The sequence below is a fragment of the Salinibacterium sp. 10G20-15 genome (assembly GCF_057365065.1).
On the sequence record NZ_CP195118.1, the window covers coordinates 1,561,782 to 1,576,054 of the forward strand.

A 14,273-nucleotide genomic window follows, 5' to 3' on the forward strand; every position below is an offset into this window, starting at 1 on the left:
CTACTTACTGTGAAGAGGATTGCTGGGTGCGCGTCCCCCCAGACCGCACACCCAGCAGGGTAAAACTAGTTCTGCGTGAGCGTGATGGTGAAGTCGCTCAGCGATACGGCACCCAGCTTGGAACCGTTCTCGGCTCCGGCGTTGGTGCTCTTCGGGTACGTGATGGTGACGCTGACAACAACGGGCTGCGTTCCGGCTGCGGGGCTCACGGTCGAGGTTGCTGCGCCGTTGACGGTGAAGGTTGCCGACTTGGTGAGTGCTGCGGCCAGTGCGGTGTCGGCGCTGCTCGAGCTGGCGGCCGTGATGGCGAGCGTGCCGAGTGCTGCGGTTGCGGTCAGGTTGTCTCCGGTTGCGGTGACGTTGAAGGTCTTGGTGTAGGTCACGGTGTCACCGGGAACGATTTTGAAACCAGCGGGCGATGAAACAGTGGCCGCGTTCCCGAGCTTCCAGCCGTCGTTGCTTCCGGTTGCTGCGGCGATGCTCAGTGTTCCCGCCGAGATGGTCCCCGGTGCGCTCACGGTAGCGACAGAGTTCCAGGTGGCGAGCGTTCCGGCACCACCGAGGAGAAGAGCGATTCCTGCTGCACCTGCGATGGAGCCTTTTACGAGCTTGTTCATGATTTCCTTTCGCGGCGCAGCGGAGCAGGCCGGGATGAGTGTGGTTCGGGTTATCGGGATTCAAGAAGCTGTCTGCTGGTTTCGGGTTCCTGCATCTCGGGATGAGTAGTCGCGAGGTTCGGGTCTCGCTCTCAACTTCTAAATCGAATCTACTTGTCCGCACTATGGAGGACAGTCCCCAGTAGTGGGGGGCAGGTTGTGTCCGCACCATGGGGGACTAGAAGAGCGCATTTGGGGGACGAAATACCCCGATTTTACGCGGATGTTGCCAGAAACAAGCCAAAGGGGTACATCGTTTGTACCCCGAAAGTCTCAGAAAAATCGGGGTACAACGGGACAGATCTGTCTATCCTCTACCCGGTTTGACCTGAAAAATATTTTTGGAGGGGGGTGGAGATTTCACCGCAGTGGCGTCTGTGACCACCGGAGAGCTGCCAATGAAGTCCACAAGTTCGACACCGGCGACCACCTTGGAGGGGTGCGGGCCGCCGGCAAGCAGCCGCGGCATCCAGTGCAGGGGAAGTGCGGAAGGCGACCCGACAAGCACAATGTTGCCAAAACGGCGACCTTTGAGAATCTGAGTCTCGGCAAGAGCCGCTACATGGCCAACCGTGTGCTTAAGGGTTGCGGCCTGGCTGCGCGCAAATGCGAGCCCGGGACCGTCGGCAACGTTCACGACGACAACGCCTTCGGGCGCAAGGAGCGTCATGGCTTCCTCATAGAACTCGACGCTGGTGACGTGAGCGGGAGTGCGGGCGCCGCTGAAGACGTCTACGACGAGAAGATCGACGGCTCCGCGCATCCCGGCCGGGAACTTTGCCAGCACCTCGCGAGCATCACCGTGGCGAACGCGGATGGATGCCCGCTTCGACCACGGAAGCTCAGCACGAACAAAGTCCACGAGATCCGACTCCAGCTCGACGACCTGTTGGCGTGAGCCGGGGCGCGTGGCCTCAACGTAGCGGGGAAGGGTCAGGGCGCCACCGCCCAGGTGAATGGCGGTGATGGGCGCGCCGGGCTCCGAGAGCTGGTCAATGACGTGGCCCATGCGCTGTACGTACTCGAAGAACAGCTGGCTCGGGTCGTCCATGTTGACGTGCGATTGAGGGGTGCCGTCCACGGTGAGGGTGAAGGCGCCATCCTGCCAACGGTCAGGGGCGATCTCGGCAAAGTGGCCGCTCAATTTCAGGGTGGTGCTGGGATGCTCGGCCATGGCATTGACTTTGCCACACTCCGTGCAGACATGCAGCCGCGCTCGCGGGCTCCAGAACCGCTGAGCGGTACGGTGAAGCATGGCTGATGCGAACCGCGAACTTCCTCCCCACCTCAAGGCGCAATTGAACGCCCAGTCCTATGTGGGGCCGGCAACCTTCGGAATGCGACCGATGCTGAGCGAGCCGGAGCAGCTTGATTCGTGGCAACCGGATGTCGCGGTCGTTGGTGCTCCGTGGGATGACAGCACCACCAACCGCCCGGGTGCTCGCTTCGGCCCGCGTGCTTTGCGTGCCAGCGCCTACGACCCCGGCACGTATCACCTCGACCTCGGCGTCGAGATCTTCGACCACCTCGACGTCGTCGATTACGGGGATGCCGTCACGAGTCACGGAATGTGGGAGTTTTCAAAGGCCGCGATTCACGAGCGCGTCTCGCAGGTCGCCAGCCGTGGCATCGTTCCGTTCATCATTGGTGGCGACCACTCGATTACGTGGCCGGCCGCAACAGCGGTTGCCGAGCATCACGGCTTCGGCAATGTGGTGATGATCCATTTCGATGCGCACGCTGACACCGCGAACATTCTCGAGGGCAACCTGGCCAGCCACGGTACCCCGATGCGTCGTCTCATCGAGTCGGGCGCCATCCCGGGCCCCAACTTCTTACAGGTCGGCTTGCGCGGCTACTGGCCGGGAGAAGAAGACCAGAAGTGGATGCGCGATAACGGTCTCAAGCACTTCATGATGCAGGAGTTTTGGGAGCGCGGCGTCAAGGAGATGATCCCGGAGATCATCGCTGCGGCGAAGGCTCGAGCATCCAAGGTGTACATCTCCATCGACATCGACGTACTCGATCCCGGCTTTGCGCCGGCAACCGGAACTCCCGAGCCGGGGGGCTTCGCGCCCATCGATCTGCTGCGCATAATCCGCCAAATTGTGCTCGAAACGGATGTTGTGGGTTTCGATGTCATGGAGGTTGCGCCGGCCTATGACCACGCCGACATCACGGTAAACAACGCCCATCGGCTCATCTGGGAGGCCTTCGGAGCCATGGCCGCCAAGAAGCGGAACGCGGGACTCACAGCAAACCCCTAGTCGAATTTGCGAATTTGGTCAAGAATCGGGTGGACACGGCGCGGCAAAGCGGCTTATAGTGGATCCTTGCGCTCCCAGACAAATTAAGCAGTCATATTGCGGACAGCTGGGTGCCCCGAGTATAGCGGCGGGGTGATTCTGGTGAGCATTTCATTACCGACCGTCAATCATCTTGACAGACGAACCCGACGGGGTTCACGGAGGTTGTTCCTTGGCTGCTGCGCGCGATGCGTCCACCAATAAGTCCCCAAAGAATGGCCGCGCAGCTTCGCGGCTTTCTTTCGCTAAAATTACTGACACACTCACTGTTCCCGATCTGCTCGCACTGCAGACCGAGAGCTTTGACTGGCTTGTCGGAAACGACAGCTGGAAAACGCGTATAGCGGATGGTGTTGCCGCTGGCCGCACCGATCTGCCGTCGCGCAGTGGTCTCGACGAAATCTTTGAAGAGATCTCGCCGATCGAAGACCTCGGCGAGACGATGCAATTGTCGTTCACCGACCCTGAGCTCGAAGAGCCGAAGTACTCCATTGATGAGTGCAAGGAACGTGGCAAGACCTTTGCTGCGCCCCTGTACGTGAACGCCGAGTTCATGAACCACCTCACCGGTGAGATCAAGACTCAGACCGTCTTCATGGGTGACTTCCCGCTCATGACGGCTCGCGGAACCTTCATCATTAACGGAACCGAACGTGTTGTTGTTTCTCAGCTCGTTCGCTCTCCCGGTGTTTACTTCGACCGCCAGCCTGAGAAGCTCTCCGACAAGGACATCTACTCGGCTCGCATCATCCCGAGCCGCGGTGCGTGGCTTGAGTTCGAGATCGACAAGCGCGATCAGGTCGGCGTTCGCATCGACCGCAAGCGCAAGCAGTCGGTCACGGTCTTCTTGAAGGCCCTCGGCCTCTCCAGCGAAGAGATTCTCGAGGAGTTCAAGGGCTTCCCGTCGATCGAGGCCACCTTGGAGAAGGACAACATCCTCACCAAGGAAGAGGCGCTCAAGGACATCTACCGCAAGCTCCGTCCGGGCGAGCAGGTCGCTGCAGAAGCCGCACGCGCGCTTCTCGACAACTTCTACTTCAACGCCAAGCGTTACGACCTCGCGAAGGTCGGTCGTTACAAGATCAACCGCAAGCTTGGTCTCGACACCGACATCAAAGAGTCGGTTCTCACCGTTGAAGACATCATTGCCACCATCAAGTACATGGTGTCGCTCCACGACACCACGGCTCCCAACGTTGCAGTGAGTGACAGCGGCGCGGCCAGCATCAAGGGTGTGCGTGATGGCCAGCAGGTCGACATCCGTCTCGACGTAGATGACATTGACCACTTCGGCAACCGTCGTATTCGTGCGGTGGGTGAGCTCATCCAGAATCAGGTTCGTACCGGTCTCAGCCGTATGGAACGTGTTGTCCGTGAACGCATGACTACGCAGGACATCGAAGCCATCACGCCGCAAACTCTGATCAACGTGCGCCCCGTCGTCGCTGCGATCAAGGAGTTCTTCGGTACGAGCCAGCTCTCGCAGTTCATGGACCAGAACAACCCGCTCGCGGGTCTGACCCACAAGCGTCGCCTTTCGGCGCTGGGCCCTGGTGGTCTGAGCCGTGAGCGCGCTGGTGTTGAGGTTCGAGACGTTCACCCCTCTCACTACGGCCGTATGTGCCCGATTGAGACTCCTGAAGGCCCCAACATTGGTCTGATTGGTTCGCTCGCATCGTTCGCGCGCATCAACGCGTTTGGTTTCATCGAGACGCCGTACCGTCGTTTGATCGACGGTGTTGTTTCGACGACCATCGACTACCTCACGGCAAGTGAGGAAGATGACTTCATCGTTGCGCAGGCAAACGCCCCGCTCACGAAGGACATGAAGTTCGCTGAGCCTCGCGTTCTTGCGCGCAAGAAGGGTGGCGAGGTCGACCTCGTTCCCGCTGAAGACATTGCCTACATGGATGTCTCGCCGCGCCAGATGGTGTCGGTAGCGACCTCGATCATCCCCTTCCTTGAGCACGACGACGCGAACCGCGCACTCATGGGTGCCAACATGCAGCGTCAGGCTGTGCCGCTGCTGCGCAGCGAGAGCCCGCTGGTCGGAACCGGTATGGAAGCCTTCGCTGCCATCGACTCCGGCGATGTCGTTACCGCGCTCAAGGCCGGTGTAGTTTCTGAGGTGTCTGCAGACGTCGTTGTCGTTCAGCTCGATGAGGGTGGAACGCAGGAGTACTTCCTGCGCAAGTTCGACCGCTCCAACCAGGGCACGAGCTACAACCACCGCGTTATTGTCAGCGCCGGTGAGCGTGTCGAAGTTGGTCAGGTCATCGCTGATGGTCCCGCAACGGAGAACGGCGAGCTTGCCCTCGGAAAGAACCTGCTCGTGGCATTCATGCCGTGGGAGGGCCACAACTTCGAGGATGCGATCATCCTGAGCCAGAACCTGGTCAAGGATGACGTACTGTCGTCAATCCACATCGAAGAGTACGAAGTGGATGCTCGCGACACCAAGCTCGGCAAGGAAGAGATCACGCGTGATCTGCCGAACGTTAGCCCCGAACTCTTGGCTGACCTCGACGAGCGCGGAATCATCCGTATCGGTGCAGAGGTTCGCCCCGGCGACATCCTCGTCGGAAAGGTCACGCCTAAGGGCGAGACCGAGCTTTCGGCTGAAGAGCGCTTGCTCCGTGCCATCTTCAACGAGAAGAGCCGCGAAGTTCGCGACACTTCGCTGAAGGTTCCCCACGGTGAGCAGGGCACGATCATTGCTGTCAAGGAATTCTCCGCAGACAACGATGACGAGCTTGGTTCGGGCGTTAACCAGCGTGTTGTGGTGTACATCGCCCAGAAGCGCAAGATCACCGAAGGTGACAAGCTCGCTGGTCGTCACGGCAACAAGGGTGTTATCTCCAAGATTCTGCCTGTCGAAGACATGCCGTTCTTGGCCGATGGAACCCCGGTTGACATCATCCTGAACCCCCTCGGTATCCCCGGTCGAATGAACTTCGGTCAGGTCCTCGAAACCCACCTCGGTTGGGTTGCAAAGCAGGGCTGGGAAGTTGAAGGCAAGCCGGAGTGGGCAAAGAACCTTCCGGAGGAAGCATTCAGCGCTGCCCCCGGAACCAAGGTTGCTACCCCGGTATTCGACGGTGCGTACGAAGAGGAAATCGCGGGTCTTCTCGACTCCACGACACCTACTCGCGACGGCGAGCGGCTCATCGACCACACGGGTAAGACCCGCCTGTTCGATGGTCGTTCGGGAGAGCCTTTCCCCGCTCCCATCTCGGTCGGTTACATGTACATCCTCAAGCTGCACCACCTCGTTGACGACAAGATTCACGCTCGTTCAACCGGACCGTACTCCATGATTACTCAGCAGCCACTCGGTGGTAAGGCTCAGTTCGGTGGACAGCGCTTCGGTGAGATGGAAGTGTGGGCGCTCGAGGCTTATGGTGCCGCCTACGCACTGCAGGAACTTCTGACAATCAAGTCGGACGACATCCTCGGTCGCGTCAAGGTGTACGAAGCCATTGTTAAGGGCGAGAACATCCAGGAGCCGGGTATCCCCGAGAGCTTCAAGGTGCTCATCAAGGAAATGCAGTCGCTGTGCCTCAACGTCGAAGTTCTTTCGGCGGACGGCTCAACGGTCAACCTGCGCGACTCGGACGATGAAGCGTTCCGTGCCGCGGAAGAGTTGGGCATCAACATTTCCGCGCGGTTCGAATCCTCGTCTGTTGACGAGATCTAACCCGACCGATTACGACTGCAGAACTTTCGAAGAGAGAAGATAAATTGCTCGACGTTCACGCGTTTGATGAAATCAAAATCGGTCTCGCTACCGCCGACGACATTCGTCGCTGGTCGCACGGTGAGGTAAAAAAGCCAGAGACCATTAACTACCGCACCCTCAAGCCGGAGAAAGATGGTCTGTTCGGCGAACAGATCTTCGGGCCTTCGCGCGACTGGGAGTGCTCCTGTGGCAAGTACAAGCGAGTGCGCTTTAAGGGCATCGTTTGTGAGCGCTGTGGTGTTGAAGTAACTAAGTCGGCTGTGCGCCGTGAGCGCATGGGCCACATTGAGCTCGCCGCTCCGGTTACTCACATCTGGTACTTCAAGGGTGTTCCGAGCCGTCTCGGTTACCTGCTTGATATGGCACCGAAGGACCTCGAAAAGGTCATCTACTTCGCTGCATACATGATCATTTCGGTTGACGAAGAGGGCCGTCACGCTGACCTCCCCGCGCTTGAGAACGAGATCCGTCTCGAAATCAAGACGCTTGAGGGACAGCGCGATTCTCGCATCGCTGACCGCCTGACCAAGTTCGAGGAAGACCTCGCCGCTCTTGAAGAAGAGGGAGCGAAGGCCGACCAGAAGCGCCGCGTCAAGGATGCTGCTGAGAAGGAAATGTCTCAGCTGCGTAAGTCGATTGATGAGCAGATTGCTCAGCTTGAGCGCGTGTGGGAAGACTTCCGCACCCTCAAGGTTGGCGACCTGAAGCCTGAAGACTCCGTCTTCCAGGAACTGCAGGACCGTTTCGGTAGCTACTTCGAAGCATTCATGGGTGCCGAAGCGATCAAGAAGCGTCTTGAGTCCTTCGACCTCGCGCTCGAGAGCGTTGAACTGCACGACCAGATCGCTAATGGCAAGGGTCAAAAGAAGATCCGCGCCATCAAGCGCCTGCGTGTAGTCAACTCGTTCCTGCAGACTGGCAACTCGCCGGCCGCGATGGTTCTCGATGTTGTTCCGGTTATTCCTCCGGAGCTTCGCCCGATGGTTCAGTTGGATGGTGGCCGCTTCGCGACTTCCGACCTCAACGACCTCTACCGTCGTGTGATCAACCGCAACAACCGTCTGCGTCGTCTCCTTGACCTCGGTGCTCCCGAGATCATCGTCAACAACGAGAAGCGCATGCTTCAGGAAGCCGTTGACGCCCTGTTCGACAACGGTCGTCGTGGTCGCCCCGTCACCGGTACTGGTAACCGTGCCCTCAAGTCCTTGAGCGACATGCTCAAGGGTAAGCAGGGTCGTTTCCGCCAGAACCTGCTCGGAAAGCGCGTTGACTACTCCGGTCGTTCGGTCATCATCGTTGGACCGCAGCTCAAGCTGCACCAGTGTGGTCTTCCCAAGCAGATGGCTCTCGAGCTGTTCAAGCCGTTTGTTATCAAGCGCCTGATCGACTTGAGCCACGCGCAGAACATCAAGAGCGCCAAGCGCATGGTTGAGCGTGCACGTCCGCAGGTGTGGGATGTACTCGAAGAGATCATTCGTGAGCGCCCCGTGCTGCTGAACCGTGCACCAACCCTGCACCGTTTGGGTATCCAGGCATTCGAACCTCAGCTCGTTGAGGGTAAGGCTATTCAGCTTCACCCCCTCGTTTGTGCGGCTTTCAACGCTGACTTCGACGGTGACCAGATGGCTGTTCACCTTCCGTTGTCGGTAGAGGCACAGGCTGAAGCTCGCGTGCTTATGCTCGCCAGCAACAACATCCTCAAGCCGTCTGACGGTCGTCCGGTGACCCTGCCCACACAGGACATGATCATCGGTCTGCACCACCTGACCACGCTCACGGAGGGTGCAGTCGGCGAAGGCCGTGCGTTCTCGTCGGTTGCTGAAGCAATCTTCGCGTTCGACCAGCACTCGCTCGACCTCAACGCCAAGATCCGTTTGCGCCTCGACAACGTCTACCTCGCTGAGGAAGATGCTCCTGAGGGCTTCGTTCAGGGTCAGTCCAAGCTCATGGAAACGACCCTCGGTCGCGCGCTCTTCAACGAGGCGCTTCCGAAGGACTACCCGTACGTCGAAGCACTCGCGGACAAGGGCCAGATTTCGGCCATCGTCAACGACCTCGCCGAGCGGTATGTGAAGGTCGATGTTGCCGCAGCTCTTGACGCGATCAAGGATGCTGGATTCCACTGGGCTACTCGCTCGGGTGTAACGGTTGCGCTGTCTGACATCGTGACCCCGCCGACCAAGCCGGAGATCATCGGCCGCTACGAGAAGTTGGCCGCAAAGGTCCAGGGCCAGTTCGAGAAGGGACTCACGACCGACGCTGAGCGTCGTCAGGAGCTCATCGAGATCTGGAACAAGGCAACCGCAGAAGTAGCGACTGCGATGCAGTCCAACTTCCGCACCGACAACAACATCAACCGCATGGTGTCGTCTGGTGCTCGTGGTAACTGGATGCAGGTTCGTCAGATCGCCGGTATGCGTGGTCTGGTATCGAACCCGAAGGGTGAGATTATCCCTCGCCCGATCGTTCACTCCTACAAGGAAGGCCTGACCGTAGCCGAGTACTTCATCTCGACTCACGGTGCTCGTAAGGGACTGGCCGACACCGCACTGCGTACTGCAGACTCCGGATACCTCACGCGTCGACTCGTCGACGTGTCGCAGGATGTCATCATTCGTGAAAACGACTGTGGCACCCGCAAGGGACTGGACATGCCCATCGCAACGCAGAACGCTGATGGCAAGTGGGTCCTTGACGACAACGTTGAGAACTCGGTCTACGCTCGCAGCCTCGCTGCGGATGCCACCAACGACAAGGGCGATGTAGTCGCTGCTGCTGGTGCAGACGTCGGAGACGTTCTGCTCGAGAAGCTCGTTGCAGCCGGTGTTCACAGCATCAAGGTTCGTTCGGTGCTTACGTGTGAGTCCGCTGTTGGTGTGTGTGCCGTCTGCTACGGCCGCTCGCTCGCAACCGGTCTGCTCGTTGACATCGGTGAGGCTGTCGGAATTATCGCCGCACAGTCGATCGGTGAGCCCGGTACCCAGCTGACCATGCGTACCTTCCACACCGGTGGTGTTGCTTCGGCAGACGACATTACGCAGGGTCTTCCCCGCGTTACGGAACTCTTCGAAGCTCGTACCCCTAAGGGTGCAAGCCCCATCGCAGAAGCCGCTGGTCGCGTCACGATCGAAGACACCGACCGCAGCCGCAAGCTGATCCTCACGCCCGATAACGGTGACGAGCCCATCGCCTACCCGGTATTGCGTCGTGCGACCCTCCTCGTTGAGGACGGCGAGCACGTTGAGCTTGGACAGCAGCTTCACGTCGGAAACGTTGACCCGAAGGAAGTTCTTCGCGTTCGCGGTGTTCGTGCCGTGCAGCAGCACCTCGTCGACGGTGTGCAGGGCGTTTACCGCTCGCAGGGTGTGCCGATTCACGACAAGCACATTGAGGTCATCGTTCGTCAGATGCTCCGCAAGGTGACTGTTGTTGACCACGGTGACACCGGTCTCCTCCCGGGTGAGCTGGTCGACCGTTCGAAGTACAACGAACTCAACCGCGGTGTTCTCACCGAGGGTAAGGCAACGGCATCCGCTCGTCAGGAGATCTTGGGTATCACCAAGGCTTCGCTGGCGACCGAGTCGTGGCTGTCGGCTGCGTCGTTCCAGGAGACCACCCGCGTTCTTACGCAGGCGGCCATGGAAGGCAAGTCCGACCCGCTCATGGGACTTAAGGAGAACGTCATCATCGGTAAGCTCATCCCGGCTGGTACGGGATTGGCTCGCTACCGCGATGTATCGGTCGAGGCAACGGAAGAGGCGAAAGCCGAACGGTACCCCAACCGCATCTTCGCTGATGATGCAAGCCTCACTGAGAGCGACTTGAGCTTCGTCGACTTCGACAGCTTCAGCTCGAATGACTCCACGCCGGGAACCTACAACTAAGTAATCCCGGCATCGCCTCCGGGCGATACCACGAAGGGCCCTCGTCATTGTGACGGGGGCCCTTCGTCATTGCGCCTCGCCCGTGCGGCACGGCTAGGTTTACTACACGAACATCACCACGCCCGCGGCACATCGCACGACGTCAGCTATGGCGCAGGGATCTCGAAGCGAGAGTATTCATCATCGTCGGCAACCATCGTGGCGAGCAGTGGACGTCCCGCAGGAAGCAAGCGAATTGTGACAGTTCCAGCCGAGGCGGTGTCAAGAACGCGAACGGCAGCCTCCGTGACGGAAGAAAGCGCGCCACTCGGCAGCGGCAGCGGATAACGATCATCGAGCAGCACGACCGTGATTCCACGACGCCGAGCGCGTTGCACCGCAGCGACGACCTCAGGGAGATCGAGCTGGCGGGCGCGAAGGCTGTCGCGAAGTCGCGCTTCAGCGATCACAAGCTCGGCCCGGTCGTCATCGGTGAGCTCATCACCATCGGCGATGCGCTTCAACTGCGCGCCCACAGCAGCGTCGAGTGCTGCGAGCCGACGAGAGCGTTCAGCCGTTCGCGCAAGAGCGGCCGCTTCGGCAGCTGCGCGAGCTGTCTCGACGTTGTGGATGCCGTCAAGCCGCTGACGTGTGCGCTCCATCCCCAGCGTGAACAGTGACCCTACCAACACGAACGGGGCTTGGCGTGCGACGAGCACGATTGCTTCGAGCAGGCGATCCTCGGTGGAGAACCCCCACAGGATCACCACGCCGCCCATCAGGCTGAAGCCGAGCCATGCCAGAAGATTCCGCCGCCGAAGGCAGAGGTAGAACATCGCGAGTGCGCCGACCCCCACGTACCACTGGGAAAAGCCTCCTACTATCGCGTTACTGGAGGAGATTGCGGTCACGGCCACGCTCGTCACGATCACGTAGAGGCTGGCGCCGATACCGACTCGAGGGCGCGTGTCGTTCGTCAGAATGAACCACACTGTCGCGAAGAGCCCGATAGAGATATAGACGGGAAGGGGAGATTTGACGTCGTCGAGCGACAGCAAAGCGAGTGCCGAGATGGTGACGAAATAGATCCACATCAGAATGTGGGCGCCACGACCGGTAATCTGTGGCAGATCGAGCCGTGCTCGCGGTGGCAAGTTGCTGATCATTCGAACCATCCCACCGTGACGCGGGTGCCGTGATCGGGTGCGGAGGACACTGTAGCGCTGGCACCAGGAAGTGCGTTAACGCGACCGAGGATGCTCACAACGATGCCGAGACGGTTGGCCGGAACGGCAGCGGGGTCGAACCCTTTGCCGTCGTCGTTCACCACGATCTCGACTCCCTCAGTACTCAGGCTGAGACGCACCTCTCGGGCGACGGCAGCATTCCCGGCGTGCACCACGCTATTGCGCAGCGCTTCGACTGTCGCTTCGATGAGGGCGCTTGCGATCGATGATGGCAGTGGCGGCCGCCGGGAGCCGTGAACCACGAGTGCTGCGGCATCTGACGTTTCTGCGATGGACGATGCAAGTCCTTGCACGAAGTAGTCGACGTGGATGAGCTCGGGAACGCTGGCGGTGGCGTCGCTCAATTCGCTGAGGCGGGCGATCGTGCGCGCGGCTTGCGCTCGAGTGGAGCCGGAGTCGCTTCGCCCGGCTCCGGCCGCGGCAAAAATCGTAGCGATCACTTCATCGTGAACAAGAGCGTCAAGGTGCGCCTGTTCCTCGCCGCGGGCAGTGAGCGCTGCGGCTCGCATAGAGGAGGCACGCGCAGCGGTAGTGGCTGCGTCGACTTCACGACCGGCAGCCGTCGCGACGGTGGCGACCGCGGTGAAGGCTGCGCAGACCGTGATGGTGAAGAAGGCAAACTGCACGGCGAGCGAGACATCGGCCCCACCGTCAGCGATGATCCGGATGGGGGCGATGACGAATGACGCCGCCAGAAGATAGAGCCACGCGATAAGCGGGCGCCACGCGATCGCGGCCGGGGTGGTGCCCAAGGCCGTCAACCCCACGACCCAGGGAGCGAGCTCCGGGGGCATCGGTCCGTTGACAAACGCCGGTATCCAGCTCACTACCGTGACGGCAAAAATGATCGCATATGCCGCGTGAAGTATGCGCAGTTGCCGCAGAGAGCTCCACGGTGCCACCGCAGCCATGATCAGGGGTGTGCCGAAAATCGCAACTGCCGCTACGAGCTCCCAATGGGGGAGAACATAGCCCGCTTCGTCAAAGAATGAGCCGAACGACAATCCAAGAAACATCATCGCAGCCGCTGCGAAAACTAGTGTCATCGTGCGCACGACACCGAGTTCGGCACCGCCGGCCGCGTGTGGTGGTCCAGCGCGCGGATTCGCGCTCTTGGCTGAACTCATGAGCTTGGGGGAGGCAGAATGCCGTCTTCAACGGCTCGCTTGTAGAGGTCAACTTTGGTCGCGGCAGGGCGACCGGCCATCGCGTACTTATAGCGAATGCGACGGACGTACTCGGCAACTGTGCTTGCCGAAAGCCCCGCTCGGTGAGCGACTGCCACGGACTTGTCACCGGAGGCGTAGTGCGCGAGCACCTCCTGTTCCTTGGGGCTCAAGCCGGCCGCGGCTAGTTCAGGGTCGGAGTCTAGAGCGGCAGCCCAGTCTGTGGTTACGACGGGGTTACCGAGGGCAGCTTCACGAACGGCATCAATGATCACTTCACGAGATTCTGATTTGCGGACGATTCCGAGCACTCCGGCACGAGAAGCGGCGCGAACTTCCGAGGCGTTATCGGCGGCGGTAAATACGAGTACATTGATCCCTCGTTCGCGCAGCCACGCGACGTTGTCTTCGACGTTGCTGCCGTCGGAAAGCCGCACATCGAGAACGACGAGATCGAGTTCGGAGGCGACAGCATCGAGTTCCTGCACGCGTGCGGCGGAAGAGTGGAGTACCACATCGATGCAGTTGCCGAGGAGCGATGCGAAGCCCAACTGCACGGTCTCATGATCATCCACATGCCCAACGCGATAGCGGCGTGGCGGGTATTCATTGTGCGGTGTCAATCGTGTCCCCGTTCGGATCAGGGTCGGTGCGTCCCGCAAGAATTTGCAGTCATCCTCATAAATGTACCGGAACTTTCTGTCTGTCCCCCAAACAGGTGTCATTGATAGTGACGACTGCCGTAACTTGGCCCTCGGTGCGACGATCGCTTAGGTCACATGGTTACTTTCGGGGGAGTGGGTTGATGAACCGTCACGCGGTAAATGACCTCATCGACTGTTCTCTCCAACGCTGGTACCGGCTCGTTTCAGAATGGCGCCAGCCGGCTCCCGGCACCGACGAGGGATGCGTTGCGTGCCGTGACTCTGACTTTGCCGCGTTTGACCGCACGGCTGAATGGCCGCACGATCTCATTCATTCCTTCGTGGAGACGCTGGAACTCGTGACGTTCCAACTCGCCGTCGCGCTTCATGAGGAGCGACACTGTCGCGGAGAAGACGCCCGATCGACGCGACCGTGTTCAACGTGCCTTGCAGCATCGCGCTCCACCGTGCAGGCCTGCGCGCATCGTCACGGGCCCGACATCTCTGGGGTCGTCAGCGAGTGCGCTCTCCCGCGACTTGATGCCTACGTCGAGAAAAGCATCACTTTGGCACTCAATGCTGCGACTCGCGGCGAATGGGCTTCCTGAAACGTCCTGACTACCCCTCACAAGTGGGGCTAGTGGTGCAGATG

At 60.0% G+C, this 14,273-nt stretch carries 9 protein-coding genes; 4 read left to right on the plus strand and 5 right to left on the minus strand.

The genetic code is table 11. The features are described 5' to 3' along the window. Window positions 1–65: 65 nt before the first annotated feature. The gene (locus ACR3YK_RS07445; RefSeq protein WP_486174289.1) at window positions 66–617 is read right to left on the minus strand and encodes an alternate-type signal peptide domain-containing protein; all 552 of its coding nucleotides are present in this window, start codon (window positions 615–617) and stop codon (window positions 66–68) included. Window positions 618–963: 346 nt separating this feature from the next. Further along, complete coding sequence (locus ACR3YK_RS07450; RefSeq protein ID WP_486174290.1) at window positions 964–1,830, minus strand: spermidine synthase; 867 nt, start codon at window positions 1,828–1,830, stop codon at window positions 964–966. Between the two features lie 79 nt (window positions 1,831–1,909). Between ACR3YK_RS07450 and speB the strand changes: the two genes are divergently transcribed. From speB to ACR3YK_RS07465, 3 genes are all read left to right on the plus strand, one after another. Continuing rightward, window positions 1,910–2,923, plus strand: a complete 1,014-nt coding sequence (gene speB, locus ACR3YK_RS07455; RefSeq protein WP_486174291.1) for an agmatinase — start codon at window positions 1,910–1,912, stop codon at window positions 2,921–2,923. Between the two features lie 211 nt (window positions 2,924–3,134). After that, a complete protein-coding gene (rpoB, locus tag ACR3YK_RS07460; RefSeq protein ID WP_486174292.1) occupies window positions 3,135–6,659 on the plus strand; it encodes a DNA-directed RNA polymerase subunit beta in 3,525 nt (1,174 codons plus the stop codon). Window positions 6,660–6,703: 44 nt separating this feature from the next. Then, the gene (locus tag ACR3YK_RS07465) at window positions 6,704–10,585 is read left to right on the plus strand and encodes a DNA-directed RNA polymerase subunit beta' (RefSeq protein WP_486174293.1); all 3,882 of its coding nucleotides are present in this window, start codon (window positions 6,704–6,706) and stop codon (window positions 10,583–10,585) included. 146 nt (window positions 10,586–10,731) lie between these two features. On the opposite strand, the gene ACR3YK_RS07470 is transcribed toward ACR3YK_RS07465, so the two are convergent. The 3 genes from ACR3YK_RS07470 to ACR3YK_RS07480 are packed head-to-tail and all read right to left on the minus strand — an operon-like array spanning window position 10,732 to window position 13,552. Then, the gene (locus ACR3YK_RS07470; RefSeq protein ID WP_486174294.1) at window positions 10,732–11,730 is read right to left on the minus strand and encodes a hypothetical protein; all 999 of its coding nucleotides are present in this window, start codon (window positions 11,728–11,730) and stop codon (window positions 10,732–10,734) included. Next, window positions 11,727–12,938, minus strand: coding sequence for a sensor histidine kinase (locus tag ACR3YK_RS07475; protein WP_486174295.1), 1,212 nt, complete (start codon window positions 12,936–12,938; stop codon window positions 11,727–11,729). Before ACR3YK_RS07475 ends, ACR3YK_RS07470 begins: the two co-directional genes overlap by 4 nt. Beyond that, complete coding sequence (locus ACR3YK_RS07480; RefSeq protein ID WP_486174296.1) at window positions 12,935–13,552, minus strand: response regulator transcription factor; 618 nt, start codon at window positions 13,550–13,552, stop codon at window positions 12,935–12,937. Before ACR3YK_RS07480 ends, ACR3YK_RS07475 begins: the two co-directional genes overlap by 4 nt. Window positions 13,553–13,782: 230 nt before the next feature. Here ACR3YK_RS07480 and ACR3YK_RS07485 point away from each other — a divergent pair, with 230 nt between their 5' ends. Continuing rightward, window positions 13,783–14,229, plus strand: coding sequence for a hypothetical protein (locus ACR3YK_RS07485; RefSeq protein ID WP_486174297.1), 447 nt, complete (start codon window positions 13,783–13,785; stop codon window positions 14,227–14,229). The last annotated feature ends 44 nt before the right edge of the window (window positions 14,230–14,273 follow it).

What these genes read in the sequence shown, in the direction of transcription:
- ACR3YK_RS07485 (WP_486174297.1), top strand. Translation starts at nt 13,783, where the DNA reads ATGAACCGTCACGCGGTAAATGACCTCATCGACTGTTCTCTCCAACGC.
- ACR3YK_RS07450 (WP_486174290.1), bottom strand. Translation starts at nt 1,830, where the DNA reads ATGGCCGAGCATCCCAGCACCACCCTGAAATTGAGCGGCCACTTTGCC.
- ACR3YK_RS07475 (WP_486174295.1), bottom strand. Translation starts at nt 12,938, where the DNA reads ATGAGTTCAGCCAAGAGCGCGAATCCGCGCGCTGGACCACCACACGCG.
- speB (WP_486174291.1), top strand. Translation starts at nt 1,910, where the DNA reads ATGGCTGATGCGAACCGCGAACTTCCTCCCCACCTCAAGGCGCAATTG.
- ACR3YK_RS07470 (WP_486174294.1), bottom strand. Translation starts at nt 11,730, where the DNA reads ATGATCAGCAACTTGCCACCGCGAGCACGGCTCGATCTGCCACAGATT.
- ACR3YK_RS07445 (WP_486174289.1), bottom strand. Translation starts at nt 617, where the DNA reads ATGAACAAGCTCGTAAAAGGCTCCATCGCAGGTGCAGCAGGAATCGCT.